Origin of the sequence: Photobacterium aquae, assembly GCF_001029445.1 — a bacterium.
Classification (GTDB): Bacteria; Pseudomonadota; Gammaproteobacteria; order Enterobacterales; family Vibrionaceae; genus Photobacterium; species Photobacterium aquae.
In genome coordinates this window covers 48,529-70,785 of record NZ_LDOT01000024.1, presented here as the reverse complement: position 1 = coordinate 70,785, position 22,257 = coordinate 48,529, and the positions used below count along the sequence as shown (strand labels likewise).

General features: G+C 49.3%; 21 protein-coding genes. 8 read left to right on the top strand and 13 right to left on the bottom strand.

Going from position 1 to position 22,257, the window contains the following annotated elements:
* Positions 1–19 precede the first annotated feature (19 nt).
* Complete coding sequence (menE, locus tag ABT56_RS16945; protein ID WP_047880091.1) at positions 20–1,429, top strand: o-succinylbenzoate--CoA ligase; 1,410 nt, start codon at positions 20–22, stop codon at positions 1,427–1,429.
* A gap of 97 nt (positions 1,430–1,526) precedes the next feature.
* Here menE and ABT56_RS16940 read toward each other — a convergent pair whose 3' ends face one another.
* From ABT56_RS16940 to ABT56_RS16930, 3 genes are all read right to left on the bottom strand, one after another.
* Positions 1,527–3,401, bottom strand: a complete 1,875-nt coding sequence (locus ABT56_RS16940) for an MFS transporter (RefSeq protein WP_047880090.1) — start codon at positions 3,399–3,401, stop codon at positions 1,527–1,529.
* A 12-nt stretch (positions 3,402–3,413) separates the two neighbouring features.
* The gene (locus tag ABT56_RS16935; protein ID WP_047880089.1) at positions 3,414–4,010 is read right to left on the bottom strand and encodes a TetR/AcrR family transcriptional regulator; all 597 of its coding nucleotides are present in this window, start codon (positions 4,008–4,010) and stop codon (positions 3,414–3,416) included.
* Between the two features lie 217 nt (positions 4,011–4,227).
* On the bottom strand, positions 4,228–4,629 hold the full coding sequence (locus tag ABT56_RS16930) for an NINE protein (protein ID WP_047880088.1): 402 nt from the start codon (positions 4,627–4,629) through the stop codon (positions 4,228–4,230).
* A 173-nt stretch (positions 4,630–4,802) separates the two neighbouring features.
* On the opposite strand from ABT56_RS16930, the gene ABT56_RS16925 reads away from it, so the two are divergent.
* Complete coding sequence (locus ABT56_RS16925) at positions 4,803–5,669, top strand: Tim44 domain-containing protein (RefSeq protein WP_047880087.1); 867 nt, start codon at positions 4,803–4,805, stop codon at positions 5,667–5,669.
* 182 nt (positions 5,670–5,851) lie between these two features.
* Positions 5,852–6,100, top strand: a complete 249-nt coding sequence (locus tag ABT56_RS16920) for a TIGR02647 family protein (RefSeq protein WP_047880086.1) — start codon at positions 5,852–5,854, stop codon at positions 6,098–6,100.
* Positions 6,101–6,190: 90 nt separating this feature from the next.
* Here ABT56_RS16920 and ABT56_RS23680 read toward each other — a convergent pair whose 3' ends face one another.
* Positions 6,191–6,439 (bottom strand): YkgJ family cysteine cluster protein, encoded by a 249-nt coding sequence (locus ABT56_RS23680; protein WP_084722359.1) that lies wholly within the window; start codon positions 6,437–6,439, stop codon positions 6,191–6,193.
* A 228-nt stretch (positions 6,440–6,667) separates the two neighbouring features.
* On the opposite strand from ABT56_RS23680, the gene ABT56_RS16910 reads away from it, so the two are divergent.
* Entirely contained in the window at positions 6,668–7,102 is a 435-nt protein-coding gene (locus tag ABT56_RS16910; protein WP_084722365.1) for a YcgN family cysteine cluster protein, read from the top strand.
* 131 nt (positions 7,103–7,233) lie between these two features.
* On the opposite strand, the gene ABT56_RS16905 is transcribed toward ABT56_RS16910, so the two are convergent.
* The 3 genes from ABT56_RS16905 to ABT56_RS16895 form a co-directional block, all read right to left on the bottom strand.
* Complete coding sequence (locus tag ABT56_RS16905) at positions 7,234–8,280, bottom strand: acyltransferase (RefSeq protein ID WP_169753943.1); 1,047 nt, start codon at positions 8,278–8,280, stop codon at positions 7,234–7,236.
* Positions 8,281–8,377: 97 nt separating this feature from the next.
* Complete coding sequence (dusC, locus tag ABT56_RS16900; RefSeq protein ID WP_047880082.1) at positions 8,378–9,316, bottom strand: tRNA dihydrouridine(16) synthase DusC; 939 nt, start codon at positions 9,314–9,316, stop codon at positions 8,378–8,380.
* A gap of 176 nt (positions 9,317–9,492) precedes the next feature.
* On the bottom strand, positions 9,493–10,164 hold the full coding sequence (locus tag ABT56_RS16895) for an NAD(P)H-binding protein (protein WP_047880081.1): 672 nt from the start codon (positions 10,162–10,164) through the stop codon (positions 9,493–9,495).
* A gap of 201 nt (positions 10,165–10,365) precedes the next feature.
* Between ABT56_RS16895 and ABT56_RS16890 the strand changes: the two genes are divergently transcribed.
* The gene (locus ABT56_RS16890; protein ID WP_047880080.1) at positions 10,366–11,013 is read left to right on the top strand and encodes an SEC-C metal-binding domain-containing protein; all 648 of its coding nucleotides are present in this window, start codon (positions 10,366–10,368) and stop codon (positions 11,011–11,013) included.
* Positions 11,013–11,411 (top strand): (deoxy)nucleoside triphosphate pyrophosphohydrolase, encoded by a 399-nt coding sequence (locus ABT56_RS16885; RefSeq protein ID WP_047880079.1) that lies wholly within the window; start codon positions 11,013–11,015, stop codon positions 11,409–11,411. The genes ABT56_RS16890 and ABT56_RS16885 overlap by 1 nt, the downstream gene beginning before the upstream one ends.
* 125 nt (positions 11,412–11,536) lie before the next feature.
* Here ABT56_RS16885 and dsbB read toward each other — a convergent pair whose 3' ends face one another.
* Both dsbB and nhaB read right to left on the bottom strand, forming a co-directional pair.
* Entirely contained in the window at positions 11,537–12,055 is a 519-nt protein-coding gene (dsbB, locus tag ABT56_RS16880; RefSeq protein ID WP_047880078.1) for a disulfide bond formation protein DsbB, read from the bottom strand.
* A gap of 156 nt (positions 12,056–12,211) precedes the next feature.
* Positions 12,212–13,804: a Na(+)/H(+) antiporter NhaB gene (gene nhaB / locus ABT56_RS16875; RefSeq protein ID WP_047880077.1), complete on the bottom strand. Its 1,593-nt coding sequence runs from the start codon at positions 13,802–13,804 to the stop codon at positions 12,212–12,214.
* A gap of 557 nt (positions 13,805–14,361) precedes the next feature.
* On the opposite strand from nhaB, the gene fadR reads away from it, so the two are divergent.
* A complete protein-coding gene (gene fadR, locus ABT56_RS16870; protein ID WP_047880076.1) occupies positions 14,362–15,213 on the top strand; it encodes a fatty acid metabolism transcriptional regulator FadR in 852 nt (283 codons plus the stop codon).
* A 141-nt stretch (positions 15,214–15,354) separates the two neighbouring features.
* Here the strand turns inward: fadR and ABT56_RS16865 are convergent, their stop codons facing one another.
* The 3 genes from ABT56_RS16865 to ABT56_RS16855 are packed head-to-tail and all read right to left on the bottom strand — an operon-like array spanning position 15,355 to position 20,148.
* On the bottom strand, positions 15,355–16,884 hold the full coding sequence (locus ABT56_RS16865) for a SpoVR family protein (RefSeq protein WP_047880075.1): 1,530 nt from the start codon (positions 16,882–16,884) through the stop codon (positions 15,355–15,357).
* A 22-nt stretch (positions 16,885–16,906) separates the two neighbouring features.
* A complete protein-coding gene (locus ABT56_RS16860) occupies positions 16,907–18,178 on the bottom strand; it encodes a YeaH/YhbH family protein (RefSeq protein ID WP_047880074.1) in 1,272 nt (423 codons plus the stop codon).
* 35 nt (positions 18,179–18,213) lie between these two features.
* Positions 18,214–20,148 (bottom strand): PrkA family serine protein kinase, encoded by a 1,935-nt coding sequence (locus ABT56_RS16855; protein WP_047880073.1) that lies wholly within the window; start codon positions 20,146–20,148, stop codon positions 18,214–18,216.
* A 560-nt stretch (positions 20,149–20,708) separates the two neighbouring features.
* Here ABT56_RS16855 and ABT56_RS16850 point away from each other — a divergent pair.
* Entirely contained in the window at positions 20,709–21,089 is a 381-nt protein-coding gene (locus ABT56_RS16850) for a VOC family protein (protein ID WP_047880072.1), read from the top strand.
* A 48-nt stretch (positions 21,090–21,137) separates the two neighbouring features.
* Here the strand turns inward: ABT56_RS16850 and ABT56_RS16845 are convergent, their stop codons facing one another.
* Positions 21,138–22,016, bottom strand: coding sequence for a D-hexose-6-phosphate mutarotase (locus tag ABT56_RS16845; RefSeq protein WP_047880071.1), 879 nt, complete (start codon positions 22,014–22,016; stop codon positions 21,138–21,140).
* Positions 22,017–22,257 lie beyond the last annotated feature (241 nt).

Genomic DNA, 22,257 nt, shown 5'->3' with positions numbered 1-22,257 from the left:
TAATAAGTAAAGGTAAGTAATGGCGGAAGTGATTGAATCCCATTTCCCGACCTGGCCCTGGCAGTATTGGGCAGCAGAGCGGCCCTCAGCGGTCGCTCTGTCGTTTGATGGCCAGTCGTTTGGTTGGGCGGAAGTTGCTCAGCGGGTGGATGATTATGCCCAGGGGCTGATCGAACAGGGGGTGAAGCGCGACCAGCTCATCGCGGTTGTGGCTGCGAATTCTGTGTCTGTGGTTTGGTTGCTGTTGGCGACATTGCGCGTCGGAGCCCGGATAGTGGTCATTAACCCGCGTTTTTCTGCGGTGGAACTGGAGCGTCAATTAGCTGCATTGGCCTGTGATTTTGTGTGGTATCCGTCGAAACAAGCTGGCGTACCATCGGGATATACCCGGCTGCAATTATTGCCGGCCAAACAGCCAAGGCTGGTGCCCGTGACATGGCAGCCGACGCGAGCGGCAACCTTGACGTTGACCTCTGGCTCGACAGGATTGCCAAAGGCCGTGGTGCATTCGGCCCAAAACCATTTGAGCAGTGCCGAGGGTTTGCTCGAACGGATGGCGTTTGATGCCGACGACAGTTGGCTGTTGTCATTGCCGCTGTTCCATATTTCTGGTTTGGCGATTGTATGGCGCTGGCTGCTGCGTGGTGCCCGGTTGGTATTGTGCCCGCCTCAGCAGCTGGAGCAATCGTTGGCCGGCGTTACCCATGCTTCCTTGGTGCCTACCCAGCTTCAGCGGCTACTGGCTGGAGGAAGGCCGACTAATTTGGCGTTGAAACGGGTCCTCCTCGGCGGAGCCGTGATCCCGGTGAGTTTGACTGAACAGGCCAGAGCGGCTGGAATCGAATGCTGGTGTGGCTATGGCATGACCGAAATGGCTTCGACGGTCACGGCTAAACTGGCTGATCAGAGCACGGGGGTTGGCTATGTATTGCCTAACCGTAATGTGGCGGTGAGAAATGGTGAGGCATGGGTGAGCGGTGCGACGCTCTGCTTGGGATATTACCGTAATCGGATGATTTTCCCCGCTGGTGAAACCGAGTTTGACGGTGTGCGTTGGTTTGCGACTAAGGATCTGGCCTTCTGGCAGGATGAAGAGCTGCATATTTCCGGCCGTGCTGACAATATGTTTATTTCCGGTGGCGAGAACATTCAGCCAGAAGAGATTGAAAAAGTTCTGATGGCTCACCCTGAGGTCGATCAGGTGTTCGTTTTGCCTGTCGAGGACCATGAGTTCGGGAGCCGTCCGGTGGCGCTGGTGGCCTCGGGGCAACCGTTCACGTCTGAGTTGGCCGAGCGTCTGGCGGATTATATGGCCGAGCAGGTTAGCGGCTATCGTCGGCCTGTTCGTTATCTGCCGTTACCGGAGACATTGGGTGGCGGGATAAAAATATCGCGTGCCATGCTCGCTCAGTGGCTGACGACGCAGTAATTATTATTATCTTGTTATTATTGCCAAAAAGGCCAGCTCTTGGGAGCTGGCCTTTTTATTTATCTGCTTATATCCGCTTATTCGCAATGAAGAGCCGTTATCGACTTTCGCCACGTAGCTGGGCTACCTGTTCGCGTAGGGTTGCGCTGTCGGCATCACTTGCATTGATTGGGCTGCCGAAAACAATATTGATTTTCGACCAGAAACGCTTTGGCCGTTTCAGCAGGGCCTTGCCGCCTTCGCGACTGAAATAGCTGCCCCATAGCCCCTGTAGGGCGACGGGGATCACCGGCACGGGGCTGCGCTTGATAATGAGGTCGATACCACGCATGAAAGGGCCAATTTCCCCATCGTAGGTAAGCTGCCCTTCGGGGAAGACGCAGATTACCTCTCCGAGCTCTAGCCGTCGGTTTACTTCAGCGAAGGCTTTCATTATCGAGCGACGGTCTGTGGCATCGATTGGGATCACCTTGCACTCCCGGCAGAAGGTCTTGATCAGGGGCAAGTTGTAGATATCCCTGTCCATCAAAAAACGGATGGGGCGCGGGCAGGCCCCGGCCAGCAGCAAGGCATCCATGTAGCTGACATGGTTGCAGACAATAAGCGCGCCGCCTTTGGCCGGGATATTGGCCAGATTTTGGTGCTCGACCCGGTACATGGTGTGGCTGACCATCCATACCAGAAATCGCCAGAAGAAATCCGGAGCCTGGATATAGATATAGATTGCCACGCCGAAGTTAAGCACGGAGAGAAACAGGAAAAACTCAGGGATATTGAAGCCGAGGACGGAGAGGAAAACAATCCCGGTAATGGCACTGGCCACCATGAATATGGCATTCCAGATATTGTTGGCGGCAATAATCTGCGAGCGTTCACTGTCTTTGGCACGCTGTTGCATCATGGCATATAACGGGACGATGAATATCCCGCCTGAAACGCCTAGCATCATCAGGCAAACAAAGACCGAGAATAAGTCGGGATGGCTGATAAATTCGATAAACCCGATATTCTCCGGCATTGAGCTCGGGGTGGAGAACATCAGCCCGGCACCGAAGACCGTGATCCCCAAGCTGCCCAAAGGGACGATGCCCGGTTCGATACGGTGTCCTGAAAGGCGGTCGCAAAGCAGTGAGCCAACGGCAATTCCAATCGAAAATAGGGCCAGTAGGAACGAGACCGCCGCGGCATTGCCGGCAAGGTGCAATTTGGCAAAGTTCGGGAATTGGGTGAGGTAGCACGCGCCGAGGAACCAGAACCAACTGATCCCCATCACGCACTGGAAGATGACTTTGTCTTTACGTGCGATAGCCAGCGTGTGTCGTGTTTGCTTTATGGGTTGCCAGCGGAAGCTGCCGTGTGGATTGCTTGGCTTGGCTTCGGGGATCCACCTTGATGTCAGATAGCCGAGTACCGCAAAGGTGACAACGCTTATAGCGGCGATAATGTTGGCATCGGCCTGGTTGGCAATCATGCCTGCAATCAGAGTACCGAGCAGGATGGCCAAGAATGTACCGGTTTCAACCAGTGCATTGCCAGACACCAGCTCTTCTTTTTTCAGGTGCTGTGGCAGCAGGGAATATTTTGCCGGCCCGAAGAATGCCGATTGAGTCCCCATAAGAAATAATAAGATGAGGAGAATGGCATAGTTTTCACTGATCAAGGCCAGTGCTGCCAGTGACATGATAACCACTTCGGCCATTTTGACTACCCGCATAATCACGGCTTTGTCATACATGTCAGACAGGACTCCGGCACTTGCCGAGAACAGGAAGAAGGGCAGGATAAAGAGCCCAGCAGCCAAGTTGATGATCAGATCGCTCTCAAACGGCAGGGCACTAGGCGCAGCAAAGGCAATCAGTAGCAGCAGGACATTTTTATAGACATTGTCATTGAATGCCCCAAGCGCCTGAGTGAGGAAGTAAGGCAGGAAGCGCCGTTTGGTCAACAGGCGAGATTGGGGCTTTTCCGACATCACAGGCTCCGCTTACCCTTTCCAGACATTAAGGTAAGTTGTCAGCAAGTTGTCGATGAGCGCCTTGCCGTCCACCGGTACTTCGGTAAACAACTTGTCGTCGACAGTCAGCAGGGTAATACCGTGAACACCCGCCCACAAGACCCGGCTTGCCGCCAGAACATCGGCGTCATTGATGTCGGGGTTGATCTGGCTGATCAGGGTTTCCAGCATTCCCGTCATATTGTTGATACGGTCTGACTGCCAATCTGGCAATTCTTCACCGTTCATTGTGTGCTGGAAAATAAGCTGCCATCGGTAAGGGTTGCGGCTGGCAAAATCGAGATAGCAGTAGGCGAGCTTTCGCAGTGCTTCTTCCGGCGAGGTAGCGGTGGCCATTTCGGCTTCGGCCTCGGCGAACAGCTCATCGAGTGTCTGGGCGACAGCATGAAGCAGAAGCAGGTTGTAGTTGCCGAAAATATTGACCAGCGTGCTCGGTACGTAGCCGATCATCGCGGCAACTTTACGCAGGCTGAGTTCGTGGTGAGGGTGCTCGGAAAGGAACAGCTTTACTTGTTCAAGGGTCATGCTTACCAACTCTTCCCGAGTATGGTCATTTCGTCTTGCCATTGAATTATCAACTCTTAATCGTTCAATTTATTATCTTGCCCAGCCTCAGTCCGGTTAGCGCAGAGACATCGTCAATATAGAACATTGTTCGATATTTTAGTTCGAACGCTTGTTCTAGGTCAAGGGCTGGGCTTATATCCCACAAGGTTTCGGCTGATTTCTTGGCAGCCTGTGAGGGCTATCATATCAGCGTGTATTGAGCGTCGTGGTCGACGGGTTAGCGTCGTAGGCTCTCGCTATTTTTGATGGAGACCTGCTCGTTGAGTGTCCAGAAATCGACTAGGACACCGATCAGGAAGAAGCCTGCTGTACATAGGTATAGCAAACCTGTTAGCCACTTGCCCATATAGAAGCGGTGGAGGCCGAAGATCCCTAGAAACGTCAGCAGTAACCATGCAACGGTATAGTCGTAAGGGCCAGCTTGGAAGCGCAGGTCGGCTTCTCTGTCCATCGAAGGGATCAGAAATAGGTCAATTAACCAACCTATGCCCAGTAAGCCAAAGGTGAAGAACCAAATCGTGCCGGTAACCGGTTTGCCGTAATAGAAGCGATGGGCGCCGAGGAAGCCGAAGATCCATAAGAGGTAACCGATGAGTTTGCTATGTGTATCTTGGTGCATTACTTATTTCTCCTGAGGTGACAGCCGGTTGGGTCAGCCTAATGGTGATTACCGGTTATGGCGAGCGGCTGCCATATAAATATTAGTAACAATTTGCTTTTGTGGTTTAGTTGACATTCAGTCAAGGATGTTTACGATGCAGCTACGACTATAAGGCAAAGGTATGCATTGATATGAAACGCATCTTCACCATTTTTGCCCTGATACTGACAGTGTCCTTCGCGGCACCGCACGTTGAGGCTAAAAAATTCGGTGGCGGCAAATCATTCGGTAAAAGTTTTAAAACGGCACCGGTGAAAAAGCAGCAACCGCAACAAACTGATACCCTAAAACAACAACAACCTACCGCGAATCAGCCTGCTAAGTCTAGCAAGAAAGGGCTTATGGGCGGTCTACTTGGCGGCTTGTTGGCCGGTGGCTTGTTGGCAGCCTTCTTCGGCGGGGCATTCGATGGCATTCAGTTTATGGATATTCTGATCATCGGTTTGCTGGTGTTTGTGGTATTCAAGATTTTCAAAGCACTGCGTGGTTCAAAATCGACACCGATGGGACACCGCGAAGCGTATGCGGGGAACTCTCCCCAGCAGCAGCAACAAGCCCAGCAATTCCGTCAGCAGGCGAATGCCGGTCAGGAAAGCTATGTGTCGACAGACAGCGAAGTGCCGTTCAACTTGCCTCCAGGCTTCAATATGAACGCATTCCTGAATGGTTCGCGTGAACATTATCGTACGATTCAGGGAGCTTGGAACCACAATGAACTGGGTAAAATCCGTGAATACGTAAGCCCGGCATTGTTCGATGATCTCGCGGCAGAGCGCGCCAAGCTAGATGGCGAGCAGCATACTGAAGTCATGTATGTTGACGCCGAACTGGTACGTGCCGATTACAATGCGAGCATGGCTCAGTTGAGTATCCAGTTCTCCGGCCGCTACAAAGACCGTGCTGAAGGCGTTGAGGAAGAGATCACGGATGTGTGGCACCTTGAGCGCGATTTAACCAAGCCAAATGCACCGTGGTTGATTGTGGGGATTCAGGCGTAAGCCGTTCTCATCAATACCAATAATGGTGTAGCCGCAAGACAAAAGCCGTCCCTAGAAGGGCGGCTTTTTGTTTTTTTGATCTTCCTCTCTCAAAAAATCAATGAGATATGATCTGACCACCTATTATTCGTGCGCCAAGACGCTACTATTAATGCAGGTTAAGAAACAAATGAGAGAATGCTATGCCTTATAATGCAGACCTAATGCACGAGATGAACCTGCTGGTAAAGTTCCCTATGCACAGTGAACGAGAGGGGATTAAAGTTCGCAGCGATGCCGCGCCTGAAACGGTAGCAGCAGCCAAGCGTCTTTATGCCAAGGGGCTGGTAACTCAAGAAGATGGCGGCTATTTGACCTTTTCCGGCCATCAAACCGTTGAGCATGCAAAAGCAGCGTTACGTATTCTGACTGGTAAAGTCGACGTTGCCTAAATCTCGCCAACAGCGAGAGAGTCTTCAGGCCTGATGAGCAAATCATCAGGCCTTTTTGTTTCTGGTACCATTCGAAGAGTACGATGGGTATCAGGTAATATTTTCCAGTTCGGTGATGGTATCAAGCGCTTCTTGGTTTGATGTGCCGCATACCGATGGGCAGGGTTTGAAGTGTCCGCAGACTTTAGGCCGTTCCGGCTTGCCAAATAGCTTGCACAGATTATCGTCGTTAAGCTGAATGCAACGCACGCCAGCCGGTTTGCCATTGGGCATCCCAGGAATGGGGGAGGAGATACTCGGGGCTATACAACAGGCACCGCACCCTAAACGGCATTCCATAACTCACCTACACTGTAATTTGAAGGGAGCGAACGTTATCACCCTTGGGCGTTCGGATCAAAAATTTGTCGTTGTTTGTCTGCCAAATAAGAATGAATTTTATTACAACGCCGGTTTGGCGGCATTTGGCCATAAGTGCTTGCACTTTGCTGGGCTGGCGGCTATAACACCGCCTCACCATAGCGCTTGGCCAAGTTGGCAGGCAGGATGAAGACAGAAGGCGATGTAATGACACACTACTGGCAAGAAAAAGATTTGAAGGATATGACAGATCAGGAATGGGAAGCCCTGTGCGACGGTTGCGGTAAATGCTGCCTGCACAAGCTGATCGATGACGATACCGATGAAATCTACTACACCAATGTTGCCTGTAGTTTGCTCGACAGCAAGACTTGTTCGTGCAGTGATTACCTGAACCGTTTTGAATCAGGCGAAGAGTGCCTCAAGCTAACCCGCGAACGTATCGATGAGTTTGTATGGCTGCCAGATACTTGTGCATACCGCTTATTGGCTGAAGGCAAAGGCCTGCCAGAGTGGCATCCGCTGATCACCGGTTCTAAAGACGCGATGCATGCAGCTGATGAGTCGGTTAAAGACAAAGTCGTCTACGAAATCGATGTGATTGATTGGGAAGACCACATTCTGAATCATCCAAATCGATAACAGATAATTTAATATTGTCGAAGTGTCAATGACATAGGGTTTCTAGTCTAAACCGTGTATTGACATTGAATGCCGCCATGTTGTGGCCACTCTTGTGGCAACAACATGGCGGCATTTTTTATTGGCGATATTTACCCTAAAATCATTTTTGATTTTGGTAACAGACGTAGAATCGCGGCAATTACCAGGCAGATGGTAAATGTAATTAGAGAAATGGAGATAATAGAAATCATAGCCGGTAAATGGATGTGACCGGTAACAAAATGAGTGACTTTCTCTAGCACAAGCACATGAACAAAATAGATGATGAATGTGCGATCAGAGATCCAGTTAAGAACCTTCGCCGTTTTTTCTTTGGTCTTTAGTTGGCTAAAGAGAACAAATAGCGAAACAGAGGCAATGAAAATGGTTGGGCAGAAGTTACTGTAAGCCGTTTCTAGTGGCCTGTTGGCTTTGTCGGAAATAAACCATGTAATTAAAAATGTACTTGCTAGCGCGCCCACAAAAACAATGAAGGTGAGCATTGTTTGTGGTTTGCCGAGTTCTTTATGGGATGAAAGGTATGAAAAGAGCAGGCCACCAATAAGGAAATAGCCAGCATGCCCCAAAAAACCAGTGAGGTGCATGAGGTTTATTTCTGGCATATAAATAAACGTTGGCAAACAGTTAATGGTAAACCACAGAACCAAAAAATAAATTTGGTAGTCTTTCCTCGAGACTAGAGCATTGAAAATACTCTGTAAGAGTGGAAGTAATAGGTATACGCCAATTAAGGAATAAACAAACCATAGATGATACATTGAAGGTTTTTTAAATACACTTAATACATCAATGCCTTGGCCGGTATAATGTGAAATATACGCAAGGTATCCAATACTCCAAACAAATAATGGAATCGCTATTCTTGCTGTTCTTTTGAATACACTTTTCAGACTGATATAACTGCCGTCAGTTTTTAAAATAAAAGCGCCGGAAAGCATGAAAAATAATGGGACTGAGACACGAACAAGAGAATCTAGAAGGTTGACAGAGAGCCACTCATAGGTGGGTATTGTGCCAAATTTGGAAAAGTTGCCAACACAAGCATGGATAATAATAACGCCGAGGGTGGCGAGTATACGGCATGAATCTGCCCAGGAAAGTCGGTTGTTCATAGTAATACGGTATTCTTTGTTCATGAGTGTTAACTTGTTTATCAACATCTCTTTTTTTTAAATAAAAACAATCCGACCGGGTCATGCCCGGTCAGATGGAGTCGAAAATCAAGGCGTGGAATTAACGGCGTGCGTTTTCCAATATCTCGATGATTGGCGCAGCCTTGTTGTGGCTGCGGATTTCGGCAAAGAGTGCTTTGGCCTGCGGGTATTGCTGGCGCAGGTAGCTGAACCACTGTTTGATGCGGTTGGGGTAGTAAAGCCCTTTGTCGCCTTTGATCTCGTAGGTGGAGTATTTTAACAGCAAATCAAGCACGGCGGGCCATTCCATTGCTTTTTCATCGTATTTAACGACATTGCCCAGGTTTGGCAGGTTGATTGCGCCGCGGCATACCATGAGCGAGTCGGTATGGGTGGCGGCAATACAACGTTGTCCGTCCTCGTAATTCCAGATCTCGCCGTTGGCCACTACCGGGATCTTGATGGCTTGCTTGACCTTGGCGATGTAGTCCCACTTGATGGTGTCGGCACGGTAACCGTCTTCTTTGGTGCGGGCGTGGATGACGATCTCATCGGCACCGGCTTGGGCGACGGCATCGGCAATTTCGAAGCATCGATTAGGATCATCCCAGCCGAGACGAACCTTGGCTGAAACCGGGCGACGGCAGTCGACGCCATCTCGCACGTTTTTGACGATTTGGTACATCATCTCGGGGTCTTGCAGCAAAACGGCTCCGCCACGGCTCTTGTTAACCATTTTGGCCGGGCAGCCAAAGTTGAGGTCAACACCGGGTGAGCCCAGTTCGACGGCCCTGACGGCATTTTCGGCCAGCCAGTGCGGGTCTTGCCCCAGTAATTGGATTCGAACGGGGGTGCCCGATGCCGTTTTTCCGCCTTGATACAGTTCGGGGCACAGGCGATAGAAGACACTCTTGTTTAGAAGCTGATCGACAACCCGGACAAATTCTGTCACGCACAAGTCATAGTCATTTATTTCGGTCAGCATCTCCCGCATCAGGTGATCGACTACACCTTCCATCGGGCCTAAAATTACTCGCATCGAACTCTCTCGGCTGGCGAACAGTAACCTCTTGCTGACCGCTGTGTTGGGCAACAACTCCCATTGGGAATGCATGACACAACGGGCCTGAAACAAGATGATCCGGGCTCGTGATAAGAGCCGCAAAGAGGTCTGTTCTGATCACTGTTGGGAGCGCGATTCTAGTTGTTAAGTGTTTACTTGTCTAATAACTTTCGGCCGGACACGATCACAACCTCAGGCAGTTTGCGGCGAGTTGCCGAGATAGCCAGCTCGATCATCCGCTTGGCGACCTGTTCAGCTGGAATCGGGGTGAAGTTGGCGAGCGGGCCAATCATCAGCGGGTGTAGGGATGCAGATAGGCGTTGGATCGCCAGTTCATCCTTGCGGGGAATATGGCGTTCGCCTTTCAACGGGCCGGGACGGACGAAAATACAGGTTTCGAAGCCGATATTTGTGACGGCTTTTTCCATTTTCCCTTTACAGCGTAGGTAATGGGCAGGGGAGTGGCGGCAGGCCCCAAGACTGGAAATGACGACGATATGCTTTACACCGAGCATTTTCATTGATTTGGCGACGTCCCTAACCAAGGTAATGTCGACGGCCTCGAGTGCCTGTTGAGAACCCGCTTGTTTTTTAGTGCTGCCCAAGCAAATAAAGCCGAGCGTCGGCGTGGGATCGTGCTCTTCCCAGTGATTGATTCGCAGGGATGGGTCAAGAATTTGCTTCAGCTTTTTGCTTTGGTAGGGCAATTCCCGGCGAGACAGGGCGTAGACGTTATTGATGTCATCATTGCGCAGCAGTAAGTGGATCAATTCTTCGCCGACCAACCCGCTGGCCCCGGCAATAATGGCATGTTGTCCCGTCATTCTATTCATCCTGATTGGCTTGAATGGGGTACTTTTTGCCACTGTTCGTAGGTGTTTTCAATATCTTTGTCGCTAACGCCCTCATTTTTCTGTCTTAGCTCAAATTATGTACAGTCAGTAATAATTGTTTCACGGGTCGGCCAAATCGGGGAAGTCAGGTATAATCAGCATTAATATTTAAGACGCAACGAGATATCGACCATGACACATCTGCTGTCTTTGCCACAAGATTGGCAAGGGATGCCTGCTACTTTCATCGAAGGCGCGCTGCTTGCAGCAAATGCCAATCCGAAACCGCTTGAGCCAGAAGCCTGGCTTCCCCTGTTGATCACAGGCGGTGTTGAGGAGGATGAAGCTATCGAACTGGGTCATGATGACAAAATGGCAATCCTGAACCATTTTGAACTGCAATACCGCTATATCAAAGCTGGCGAGTTTGTATTGCCCGCTGAACTGCAGTGGGATCCGGAGACAGGGCTTTGCGATGCACACCGCGAATTTGCCGAAGGTTTCTTGACGGTGTGGCCTTGTATCGAGCCTGGCTGGGCCGATCAGCCATTGTCCGACGGTACGATGCGTATGCTGTCTGCGCTTATTACAACGCTGATGTTGATGCTGGATGAAGAGGCAACGCTGGCACAAATGGAAGATGCGGGCGTAACAGGGATGCCTCAACCTACCGATCTTTATTGCCAATTGCCACTGATGCTAACCGAAGTGGTGATGGCGGCAGATGAGCTGCAAGTCGGTGCCAAGTCACAGGCGGTGAACCCGTTTAAAGAGACCGGACGCAATGATGACTGCCTGTGCGGCAGTGGCAAGAAATTCAAGCATTGCTGCGGCCAGTAATGGAAAGTCGTTGTCAGAAAGTCATCCTGGTCGTGGCCGGGGTGATTGAAAAAGACGGTAAGTATCTGTTGGCCCAACGGCCTGAACACGGTAGTCAGGCCGGATTGTGGGAGTTTCCCGGCGGCAAAGTCGAAGCCGGAGAGACCCCTGAGCAGGCATTGGAACGCGAGTTGACCGAGGAGCTGGCTATCGCCACGCATACGGGACGTTTCTTGGCTGACAGTGTTTTTGACTATGGCGATAAGGTTATCCATTTAAAAGGATATCTTTCCCATTGGCTGTCGGGAGACTTGGTACTGCATAGTCATCAGGATGCCCGTTGGGTGGAGGCCGATCAGATAGCGGCATACTCGCTCTGCCCGGCTGATTTACCGATTGTTGATGCATTGCTCGTTTAGTCGTTGAGAGGCGGCCAAAGGCGAGATTGAGCGCAGCAAGGATAAAAAAAAGCAAGAGGTTATCTCTTGCTTTTTTATTGCGCTGAACAGGCCGAGTTAGCAACGGCTGTTCGTGATTTGGCGAGTTATTTTTTTCTCGCGCCGAAGAATTGGGCGATAACAATAATAGCCAGAGCGACCAAGTTGGCGGCAAAGATGATTTCAAGCCATTGCGGCATGGATAGCCCCAAGAACTGCCATACGATTTTGCCGCAGTCGCCAGTGGCTTCGAAGAACCAAGGTGCCCACTCGTTAAGCGGCGCCCATGCAGGGAAATTAACATTCAGGGCACAGGTTGCTGACCACGGGTTGGTAGGGAATTGGTAGGCAACATGCTCGGTTGACAGAATAAGGCCCTGATAGGCGCCAAATCCCCAGCCTGCGAGCCCTAACCAGCGAAACAGGGCGTTTTGAGGGGCAATAAGGCCGATGATAGCGGCAATACCGATACCGGTCATGGCAACGCGCTCATAGACACACATTACGCAAGGCTCCAGCTTCATCCCATGCTGGAAGAACATTGCACATGCTTCGAAGAAGACAATGAAAGCGAGCAGCAGACCCCAAGAGAGGCGGCTTTTGGAAAAGTTGTATAAAAATTGCATTGTCGGTTCCTAATTACTCTTTTTTCACGGGCTGTTTGCCAGGGCATTGTGATGGTCAACAGCCAATGTGCTGTTTGGTCATACTAATATATTACAAAGCCCTGAATAAACAGGGCTTTGATAGTTAACAGACCATGAAATGTGAAAAAGATTCCATTAATGTCCAATTACGGGCGCAGCATGACTAGCTGCTTCAGCTGCGGTTTGGGCCAGCCATCCCATGTCGTAGAACCAGTGGGTCATAGGGACTAGGGTAAATTCAATGCAGGCCAAGCCAACCAGAGACAGCACGATGGTGTATGGCAGAGCCATGTAGACCATACGACCGTATGACAGGCGAATCAACGGTGCCAGCGCAGAGGTCAGCGCGAACAAGAACGCTGCCTGTCCGTTAGGCGTTGCCACTGACGGCAGGTTGGTACCTGTGTTGATGGCAACGGCTAGCATGTCGAACTGCTCTCGGCTGATCGCGCCGTTAAGTAGGGCAGATTTAACCTCGTTGATGTAAACGGTACCGACGAATACGTTGTCCGATACCATCGATAGCAGGCCGTTGGCTACATAGAACATGGTCATTTGGCTGTTGCCTTCCATGCTGAGTACCCACTGAATGATCGGGGCGAACAGCTTCTGGTCAATGATCACGGCTACGATAGAGAAAAATACGGCCAGCAACGCGGTGAACGGTAGGGCTTCCTCAAAGGCTTTGCCCAAAGCGTGCTCTTCGGTAATACCGGTGAACGAGGTCGCAAGGATGATAACGGTCAGGCCAATCAAGCCTACAGCAGCGAGGTGCATTGCCAAGCCGACAATCAGCCATACTGCAATGATGACTTGGATGATCAGTTTTGCGTAATCAAGGTTAGTGCGTTGTTTGCGTTCTTCGTTGTCGAATTCAACGAGGATCTGACGAACGTTTTCTGGTAGCTCTGTACCGTATCCGCAGATTTTGAATTTCTCAACCAGTATACAGGTGGTTAGGCCACAGACGAAAACGGGTAGGGTGACAGGCGCCATTCGCAGGATGAATTCACCGAACATCCAGCCAGCCTGATCGGCAATGATCAGGTTTTGAGGTTCGCCGACCATAGTGGTTACGCCGCCAAGGGCGGTACCGATACCAGCATGCATGAGTAGGCTGCGTAGGAAGGCACGGTAGTTTTCCAGATCATCACGGCTGACTTCGAGGATGTGATTGTCAGAAGTATGGTCGTGGGCTGCGTGTGGTTCCTGACCAGATGCCACTTTGTGGTAAATGCTGTAGAAGCCAACAGTAACGCTGATTACAACGGCGATAACTGTCAGGGCATCAAGGAATGCAGACAGGAAGGCCGCCATGACACAAAACGCTAGCGACAATAGGATTTTTGAGCGAATGCCGATCAGTATCTTGGTGAAGATATAGAGTAGCAGTTGCTTCATGAAGTAGATGCCGGCAACCATGAAGATCAACAGCAAAAGTACTTCGATATTGGCAACGATTTCGTGTTTAACCATTTCCGGGCTGGTCATGCCTATCGCAACAGCTTCTATTGCGAGTAGGCCGCCTGGCTGAAGCGGGTAACATTTCAGCGCCATTGCCAAGGTGAAAATGAATTCAACGACCAGTAGCCATCCTGCTACAAAAGGGTCGACAAGGAAAAATACGATAGGGTTAATAATGAGGAATGCAATGATTGCTACCTTATACCAATCAGGGGCCTTGCCCAGAAAGTTCTTGATAAAGGCGTTCCTTAGCGAAATTGCCATTTTTGAGTCTCTTAAAAAAATAAAAAGTGCAAAAGGGATGGCTGCGAGCTACTTTGCCTTTTTAGTCCGAGAGCATCGACCAAGAGAGTGTTCAGCTTGGTTATGTGTTCTTTTAGAGACCCTCTAAGCTAAAAACCATGTCCATAATGGTGTTTAACTTAAAGCAGGCAGCAGCATCCATACAGCTCCCAGTGATAGATCGAGCTAACTCTACCGTGTGATCTTGATCAGTCAAGCGGTTATAGTTGAACTTATTTAACTTTGTGAAACTTGATCAAGAAACGAGGTGTTAATACGGTATTTTCTCGATTTTATGAAATATATGCTTACAAATTTCATAATGCGTTGCGCTAGGTCAAAGGTTTGGCAAGAGCGGGTAAATGTTGATTCTTGTTGGGAATAAAACGAAATTGTTACATGGCTGTATATAATAGGTGTTTCATAAAAAAGATATCTGTTAGATGCTTCTTTTCGCAAGAAGGTAGGCAATCTTTCAGCTCTGGTGGTATGATGAGTTGATAACAAGCAGAGCAAGAAGCAATTGGAAAATAAGTTAGATGGTTATAAAGGCTGATAGCCCAGCAACATTTGCTGAGAAATACATCATTGAGAGTATCTGGAATAATCATTTCCCGCAGGGCTCAATCCTTCCCGCAGAACGCGAGCTGTCCGAGTTGATTGGTGTTACTCGAACTACGCTCCGTGAAGTATTGCAGCGTCTGGCGCGAGATGGCTGGTTGACCATTCAACATGGTAAGCCTACCCGGGTCAATAACTACATGGAAACCTCAGGCTTGAATATCCTGGATACCCTGATCACCCTTGACGGTCAGGACGTTCAGCGCGTATTGGAAGATCTGCTGTCAGCCCGTACTGATATCAGTTGCGTGTACATGCGCTATGCCATTAAAGGTCGCCATGAAGAGGCATCTAAGCTGATCGCTCATGTTATTGAAGAGTGTGAAGCCCTGCTGAAGGTCAACAGCTTCGCTGACTATATTGAAAACAGTGACGACAAGACTGAACTGATGCAGGAAGTGAAGAAGATCGTTGATAAATATGGGAAAGAAGATCCGGAGCTTTGTGAAAAGATCTGTCTTGCCCGTGCATTCAACTACTACGACTACCGCATGTTCCAAGGTATGGCGGCAAAATCGGGCAATACGCTATATGTGTTGACGATCAATGGCCTGCGTAAAATTTATACCCGAGTGGGCGGCTACTACTTCATGTCAAAAGAAGCGTGCGAATTGGCACTGAATTTCTACCGTGACATTAAATCGTACTGTGACAACCAGCAGCCGGAATTGGTTTCTGACCGAATTCGCCAATATGGCCGAGAGAGTGGTCAGATTTGGTATGCCAACCGCGTTGAGATTGCCCGTTACCTGCACGAAGAAGAGCAGTAACAGGTTGCAGCCTACAGTTTTGCTGATGAGAGAATTGTACTCTCAGCAATAGTTCAGTAGTCGATAGACCAAATTAAAAAAGGAGATGCCCTCGGCATCTCCTTTTTGTTTATCCATATTACTCGTGGATAGCCGAGATTTTTAGATCTCGGTGTTGTACTGGGCTCGGGTCGGGCAGGCCGCGAGGATCTGACTGCGTCCGTCGGCCATTTCTTCTTCGAGCGTGACATCAAACCCCCATAGCCGATGCATGTGCTTGAGGACCTCGTGGTAGCTATTTCCAAGAGGGATCCTGTTGTGCGGTACATAGCGTAGGGTTAGTGACCGGTCACCCTTCAGTGCAACGTTCCATACCTGTATATTCGGTTCGTGGTTGCTGAGATTGTACTGTGAAGAGAGTTTCTCGCGGATCTGGCGATAGCCTTCTTCGTTGTGTATAGCACTGACTTCAACATAGTTGTGACGGTCGTCGTCGTTGACGGCGAACAGCTTGAAGTCACGGATCACCTTAGGTGATAGGAATTGGCTGATAAAGCTTTCGTCTTTGAAGTTCTCCATAGCGAAGTGGACAGTATCAAGCCAATTTGAGCCTGCGATATCAGGGAACCAGTATTTGTCCTCCTCGGTTGGGTTTTCACAGATCCGGCGGATATCCTGAAACATTGCAAACCCCAGCGCGTACGGGTTGATCCCGTTGTAGTACGGACTGTTGTAATCCGGCTGGGCCACCACATTGGTATGGCTGTGCAGGAATTCAATAATAAAGCGATCGGTAACCAATCCTTCATCGTACAGATGGTTGAGAATGGTGTAGTGCCAGAATGTCGCCCAGCCTTCGTTCATGACCTGAGTTTGTTTTTGCGGGTAGAAATACTGGCTGACCTTGCGGACAATCCGTACCACTTCTCGCTGCCAAGGCTCTAGTAGCGGTGCGTGCTTCTCGACAAAATACAGGATGTTTTCCTGTGGTTCGGACGGGAAGCGGAGCTCTTCCTCTACAGTTTCTTTTTCCGCTTGAATGGGCAGGGTTCGCCACAGGGAGTTAACTTGCGTTTGCAGGTAGTCTTCCCGTGCTTTTTGCCGAGCCTTTTCTTCGACCATGGAAATTTTCTGTGGTCGCTTATAACGGTCTACGCCATAGTTCATTAGTGCATGACATGAATCGAGCAGGCGTTCGACATCGTCGACCCCGTATTTTTCCTCGCATTCAGTGATGTATTTGCGGGCGAAAAGTAGGTAGTCGATGATCGAGCTGGCGTCGGTCCACGCCTTGAACAGGTAGTTTCCCTTGAAGAACGAGTTGTGCCCATAGCAGGCGTGGGCCATGACCAATGCCTGCATGGTAATGGTGTTCTCTTCCATCAGATAGGCAATACATGGATCGGAATTGATTACGATTTCGTAGGCCAATCCCATTTGACCATGTTTGTAGCCCCGCTCGGTTTCGATAAAGCGTTTACCGAACGACCAGTGATGGTAGTTGATGGGCATACCGATACTGGAATAAGCATCCATCATTTGTTCGGCAGTGATGATCTCAATTTGATTGGGGTAGGAGTCCAACCGGTAGTGTTCAGCTACTCGTTTGATTTCCTTATGGTATTTATCCAATAAATCAAATGTCCAATCTGGACCATCACTGAGTGTCTTAGACTTTGCGGTTGTCTCCATAACACACTCCCCCTAAAGCGAATTAACTCACTTGCTTTTTGAATAGCTCACGGAATACAGGGAAGATGTCTTCCACACTCCTTATGTTCTGCATCGCGAAATTACTGTGGCTCGCCTGCAGTGCCTCATATTCTCGCCAAAGCGTTTGATGTGCCCGGCGAGTGATTTCAATGTATGAGTAATAGCGGGTAACAGGCAGAATCTGTGTGTCCAGCAACTCACGGCATCCCGGCGAGTCGTCAGCCCAGTTATCGCCATCAGAGGCTTGGGCTGCGTAAATATTCCATTCGGCCGGTGAGTAGCGTTTCTTGATAATCTCATCCATTAAGCGCAGTGCACTGGATACAATGGTGCCGCCCGTTTCCTGTGAATAGAAAAATTCGTGTTCGTCGACTTCTTTAGCCTGGGTATGGTGACGAACGAAAACAACATCGACATTCTTGTAGGTACGGTTTAGGAACAAGTACAGCAGAATATAGAAGCGTTTCGCCATATCCTTGGTGGCTTGGTCCATCGAACCTGATACATCCATCAGACAGAACATGACTGCTTGGCTGGTGGGTTGTGGCCGACGTTCGTAGTTTTTGTAACGTAAATCAAAAGTGTCGATGAACGGCACGCTGCTGATTTTGTCGCGAAGCACCCGGATCTCGCCTTTCACCCGCTCTTCTTCGAAGGGTTGAGCCGGTTCCGTATTCATCAGGAGATCGAGCTCGCGCTCTAACTCTCGCAAATGACGTCGCTTGGCGGCAGTCATGGCGGTACGGCGTGCCAATGAGTTTTGCAACGATTTTACGATAGCAATATTGGCCGGAACCCCAGATGACTTGTAACCTGAGCGGAATGTCTTCCATTCGACAATCTTGTTAAGTTGGGTTTTCTCCAAGTTAGGTAGTTCCAAATCCTCGAACAGGAGATCAAGGTATTCGTCCTTTGATATTTGGAATACAAACTCGTCTTGGCCTTCACCATCAGGGCTGGCTTGTCCTTCCCCAGCTCCGCCTTGGCCGCCCCCTCCTTGGGGGCGTTCAATTCGGTCTCCGGGGGTAAACTGGTCATTGCCTGGGTGGACAACTTCACGTTGTCCGCCCCGTCCTTGATGAAAGCTTGGCTCACGGATATCGCGAGAAGGAATTGAAATATCCTCACCGCTTTCCACATCGGTAATTGAGCGTTTGTTTACCGCATCGGCAATAGATTCTTTGATCTGCTGCTTATGACGGCGCAGAAAACGCTGACGGTTTACCGTGCTTTTATTTTTACCGTTGAGCCGGCGGTCAATGAAATGCGCCATAAGCTCCCCCTCTCATTCGTCCTTATCCACACTGGTTACGATGACTTACGGACACGTAAGTACCATTCGGACAGCAGGCGAACCTGCTTGCGTGTGTAGCCTTTTTCCATCATACGGGCAACGAAGTCATCGTGTTTCTTCTGCTCGTCGGTGGATGTTTTGGCGTTGAAGGAGATAACAGGCAGCAACTCTTCAGTGTTTGAGAACATTTTCTTCTCAATCACGGTGCGCAGTTTCTCGTAGCTGGTCCAATTCGGGTTTTTGCCTGCGTTGTTGGCGCGGGCTCGCAATACGAAGTTGACGATTTCGTTTCGGAAATCTTTCGGGTTGCTGATCCCTGCTGGTTTCTCGATTTTTTCCAGCTCGTTGTTCAGGGCGGCACGGTCAAATAGCTGGCCTGTTTCCGGATCACGGTACTCTTGGTCTTGAATCCAGAAGTCAGCATAGCTGACGTAACGGTCAAAGATATTCTGGCCATACTCGGAGTAGGACTCTAGGTAGGCGGTCTGAATTTCCTTGCCGATGAATTCGACATACTTCGGCGTCAGGTAACCTTTGAGGTGCTCAAGGTATTTTTCGGCCAGCTCTTGCGGGAACTGCTCGCGTTCGATTTGCTGCTCAAGTACGTAGAACAGGTGTACTGGGTTGGCAGCAACCTCTGAGTGGTCGAAGTTGAACACGCGAGAGAGGATCTTGAACGCAAATCGGGTAGACAGGCCCGCCATCCCTTCATCCACACCGGCGTAGTCACGGTACTCTTGGTATGACTTGGCTTTTGGATCGGTGTCTTTGAGCGTTTCGCCGTCGTACACTCGCATTTTGGAATACATGCTGGAGTTTTCTGGTTCTTTCAAGCGGGAAAGAACAGAGAAGCGCGCAAGAATTTCCAATGTGCTTGGTGAACATGGTGCGGCAGATAGCTCACTGTTTTGAAGCAGTTTTTCGTAGATTTTGATTTCTTCCGAAACGCGCAGGCAGTAAGGGACTTTCACGATGAACACTCGGTCTAAAAAGGCCTCGTTGTTCTTGTTGTTACGGAATGTCTGCCACTCCGATTCGTTGGAGTGGGCGAGGATGATCCCGTCAAACGGCAGCGCAGAGAGCCCTTCGGTACCGTTGTAGTTACCTTCCTGTGTGGCCGTCAGCAACGGGTGGAGCACTTTGAGCGGTGCCTTGAACATCTCAACGAACTCCATCAGACCTTGGTTGGCCTTACAAAGTGCGCCTGAATAGCTGTAGGCATCTGGGTCATCTTGTGAGAAGTGCTCAAGCTGGCGAATATCGACTTTACCGACCAGTGATGAAATATCCTGGTTGTTTTCATCCCCCGGCTCTGTTTTGGCAATACCGATTTGGTCGAGGATAGAAGGTCGAACCTTAACGACTTTGAATTTGGTGATGTCACCGCCAAATTCATGGAGACGTTTGGCTGCCCATGGCGACATGATGGTATTGAGATAGCGCTCGGGAATGCCGTACTCTTTTTTTAGAATATCGCCATCTTCTACTTTATCGAATAGGCAGAAAGGATGATCGTTGACTGGACTTGTCTCGCCGTTTGCCGTTAGAACGTACACGGGGACTTTTTGCATTAGGCTCTTGAGCTTTTCGGCGAGCGATGACTTACCGCCACCTACCGGACCGAGCAAATAAAGGATCTGTTTGCGCTCTTCAAGGCCTTGAGCGGCGTGTTTTAGGTATGAAACGATCTGCTCGATAGCTTCTTCCATACCATAAAAATCTTCAAAGGTTTTATAACGGGAGATGACGCGGTTTGAGAACAAACGGCTCAAACGCGGATCCTGTGCAGTGTCGATCATTTCTGGTTCGCCAATTGCCATAAGCAGACGTTCTGCTGCGTTGACGTAGGCACTGCGGTCGTTACGACAAATCTCAAGGAATTCTTGCAATGAAAGCTCTTCATCCTTGGCTTCTTCGTAGCGCTGACGATAGTGGTCAAAAATACTCATGGTATGCCCCCTGAATCGTTCTTCAATCAATTAGAAAGGACGAAAACAAATTACTTTCACATCCCTTAGTTCTAAGACTAGACCTAACTGATTAAATTGCGTGACTGAGTTGTTGGTTTCTAAACTAAATTTCCTTGTACCCCTTTACCTGATGAGCTTAGTACCTTTGGTACATTCATCCACTATCCTCTGATCCTCTTTGTTCTGCAAGTACTACTCTTTAAATTTTTTTAACCAAGTTGTAATAAAAATGTGATCAATGCAGCTGAAAAAATAGTCAGTCGAATTCAATGGAATTTATTCCAATACTGGCTATATAAGCCAAATGAAAAGGATTTCATGCATTGAAATTGCAAATTGTTGCTGGTTATCCGGAGAATGATGCTTTTTAGGCCTTTTCCTGCTTTTTACAAGAGCTGTAAATGAAAGGAATCCTAATGATGACTGTTTGAATAGGCTGCATCAAAGTGTCGAGTTTATGCGACATGCGCTTATTTTGTGAGCTAAATCAAAAGCTATGGCATAAGCTTTTCAAATGCTCATTAAGGGGAGGGTGATTTATGGGGATTTCGCGTGTAGATACGGTGTCGATACCGGTTTCAGATCAGGGACTGGCATTGGCGTTTTATCGAGATGCTCTTGGATTTGAACTGATACGAGACCATCATGCCGATAACCATAAGCGTTGGATCCAATTGGCCCCGAAAGGCGCCGAAACGACGATTAGCTTGGTAACGCCATTCGGTGGTATGGAGGCGGGTTCAGTGCAGGGGTTGGTGGTGCAGACGGAAGATATCCATGCGACCCATACCGAGCTGGTAAACCGAGGTGTGCCGTTATCTGAGATCGTTAGTATTATTGGCGGGCGCTTTGCGACATTTGCCGATCCGGACGGTAATGGCTGGGTCTTGATTGAAGCCAATGGTCAGATGCTTGCGTAATACTGTTCGGGGCAAGTGCTGCCCCGAACAGTATTACAAGTATGCAGCTTAGTTTTGGGTTGCAACCCTGGTGCTAAGTGAATGTGACTCACCAGGCTGAAGGGTAATCGGTCGGTCGCTACGAATGGTCGATTCAACACATACCATTGTTTCAAAGCTGTTGTCCGCCATGTCACCCATGCTGATTGACAGCTCTTGCCAAGGGTTCCAGATCACAGCGGCGTTGTGACCATTGTTGCTGACGTTAATTTTACGCTGGCCGTTTACATCGGTGATAACCACATTCTCATCTGGCTGAGTGTAGACCCGGTCGGTTTCTGCGGTAAATGTCAGCACTTCTTCGCCTTGGCATTCCAACCCACCTTGGGTGCTATCTAGGTAGCTAGGACCCATGCCGGTGATCTGGGCGTGGCGGATATCGGCGATATCAAAGTAAGTGTGCAATGCGCCGGAGTAATCCCAAGCGGAGCTGTCTGTATTGGTTGAAGTAAGCGTAACGTTTAGCTCTGCACCTATTTCAAATGTCAGCAGGTTATGGAAGGCATGAGGCCAAACCGCACGTGTTGCTTCGGAGTCTGTCAGCTCTAGGGCAACGATAACGCCGTGTTCGTTTTCACGGTGTTCTTTCAGCGACCATTTTGAGGTGCGGGCGAAACCGTGTGACGGGTTACCTGCCTTGCCAAACCACGGCCAGCAAACCGGAATACCGCCACGGATAGCTTTTGCCGGATCAAATTCAGCTTTTTCGCTGAGCCAGATAACATCATTTTCTCCTGCAGGTTTGAACCAGATCAGGTGGCCGCCGTGGAGGGAAATTCCAGCCTCGGCAGTATCGTGGATCACGCGGACTATTTTTAGCCCTTGGTATTCGCAAACAGTTACAGCATCAGAAAGTACGGTGAGGGGAGTAAGGTTATGACGATCCATCATGCGCTCCTTGATAAACAATACGACTATGGCTGAAGACTTGCTTGCAATGTTATAGCGGGGAGCGTTCAGGCATAGGAATACTTATTTTTATTTAAAAATTATCTGCGACTATTAAAATTTATTTGTTAAATTTGTGACTTGTTTTGTGATGACGGTCACGTAATTATTTCTGGTAATTTTATCCAAGTCTGTCGTTAATGCCTTGGTCTGTTTGTTTTTCAAACAAATTGGTGAGATG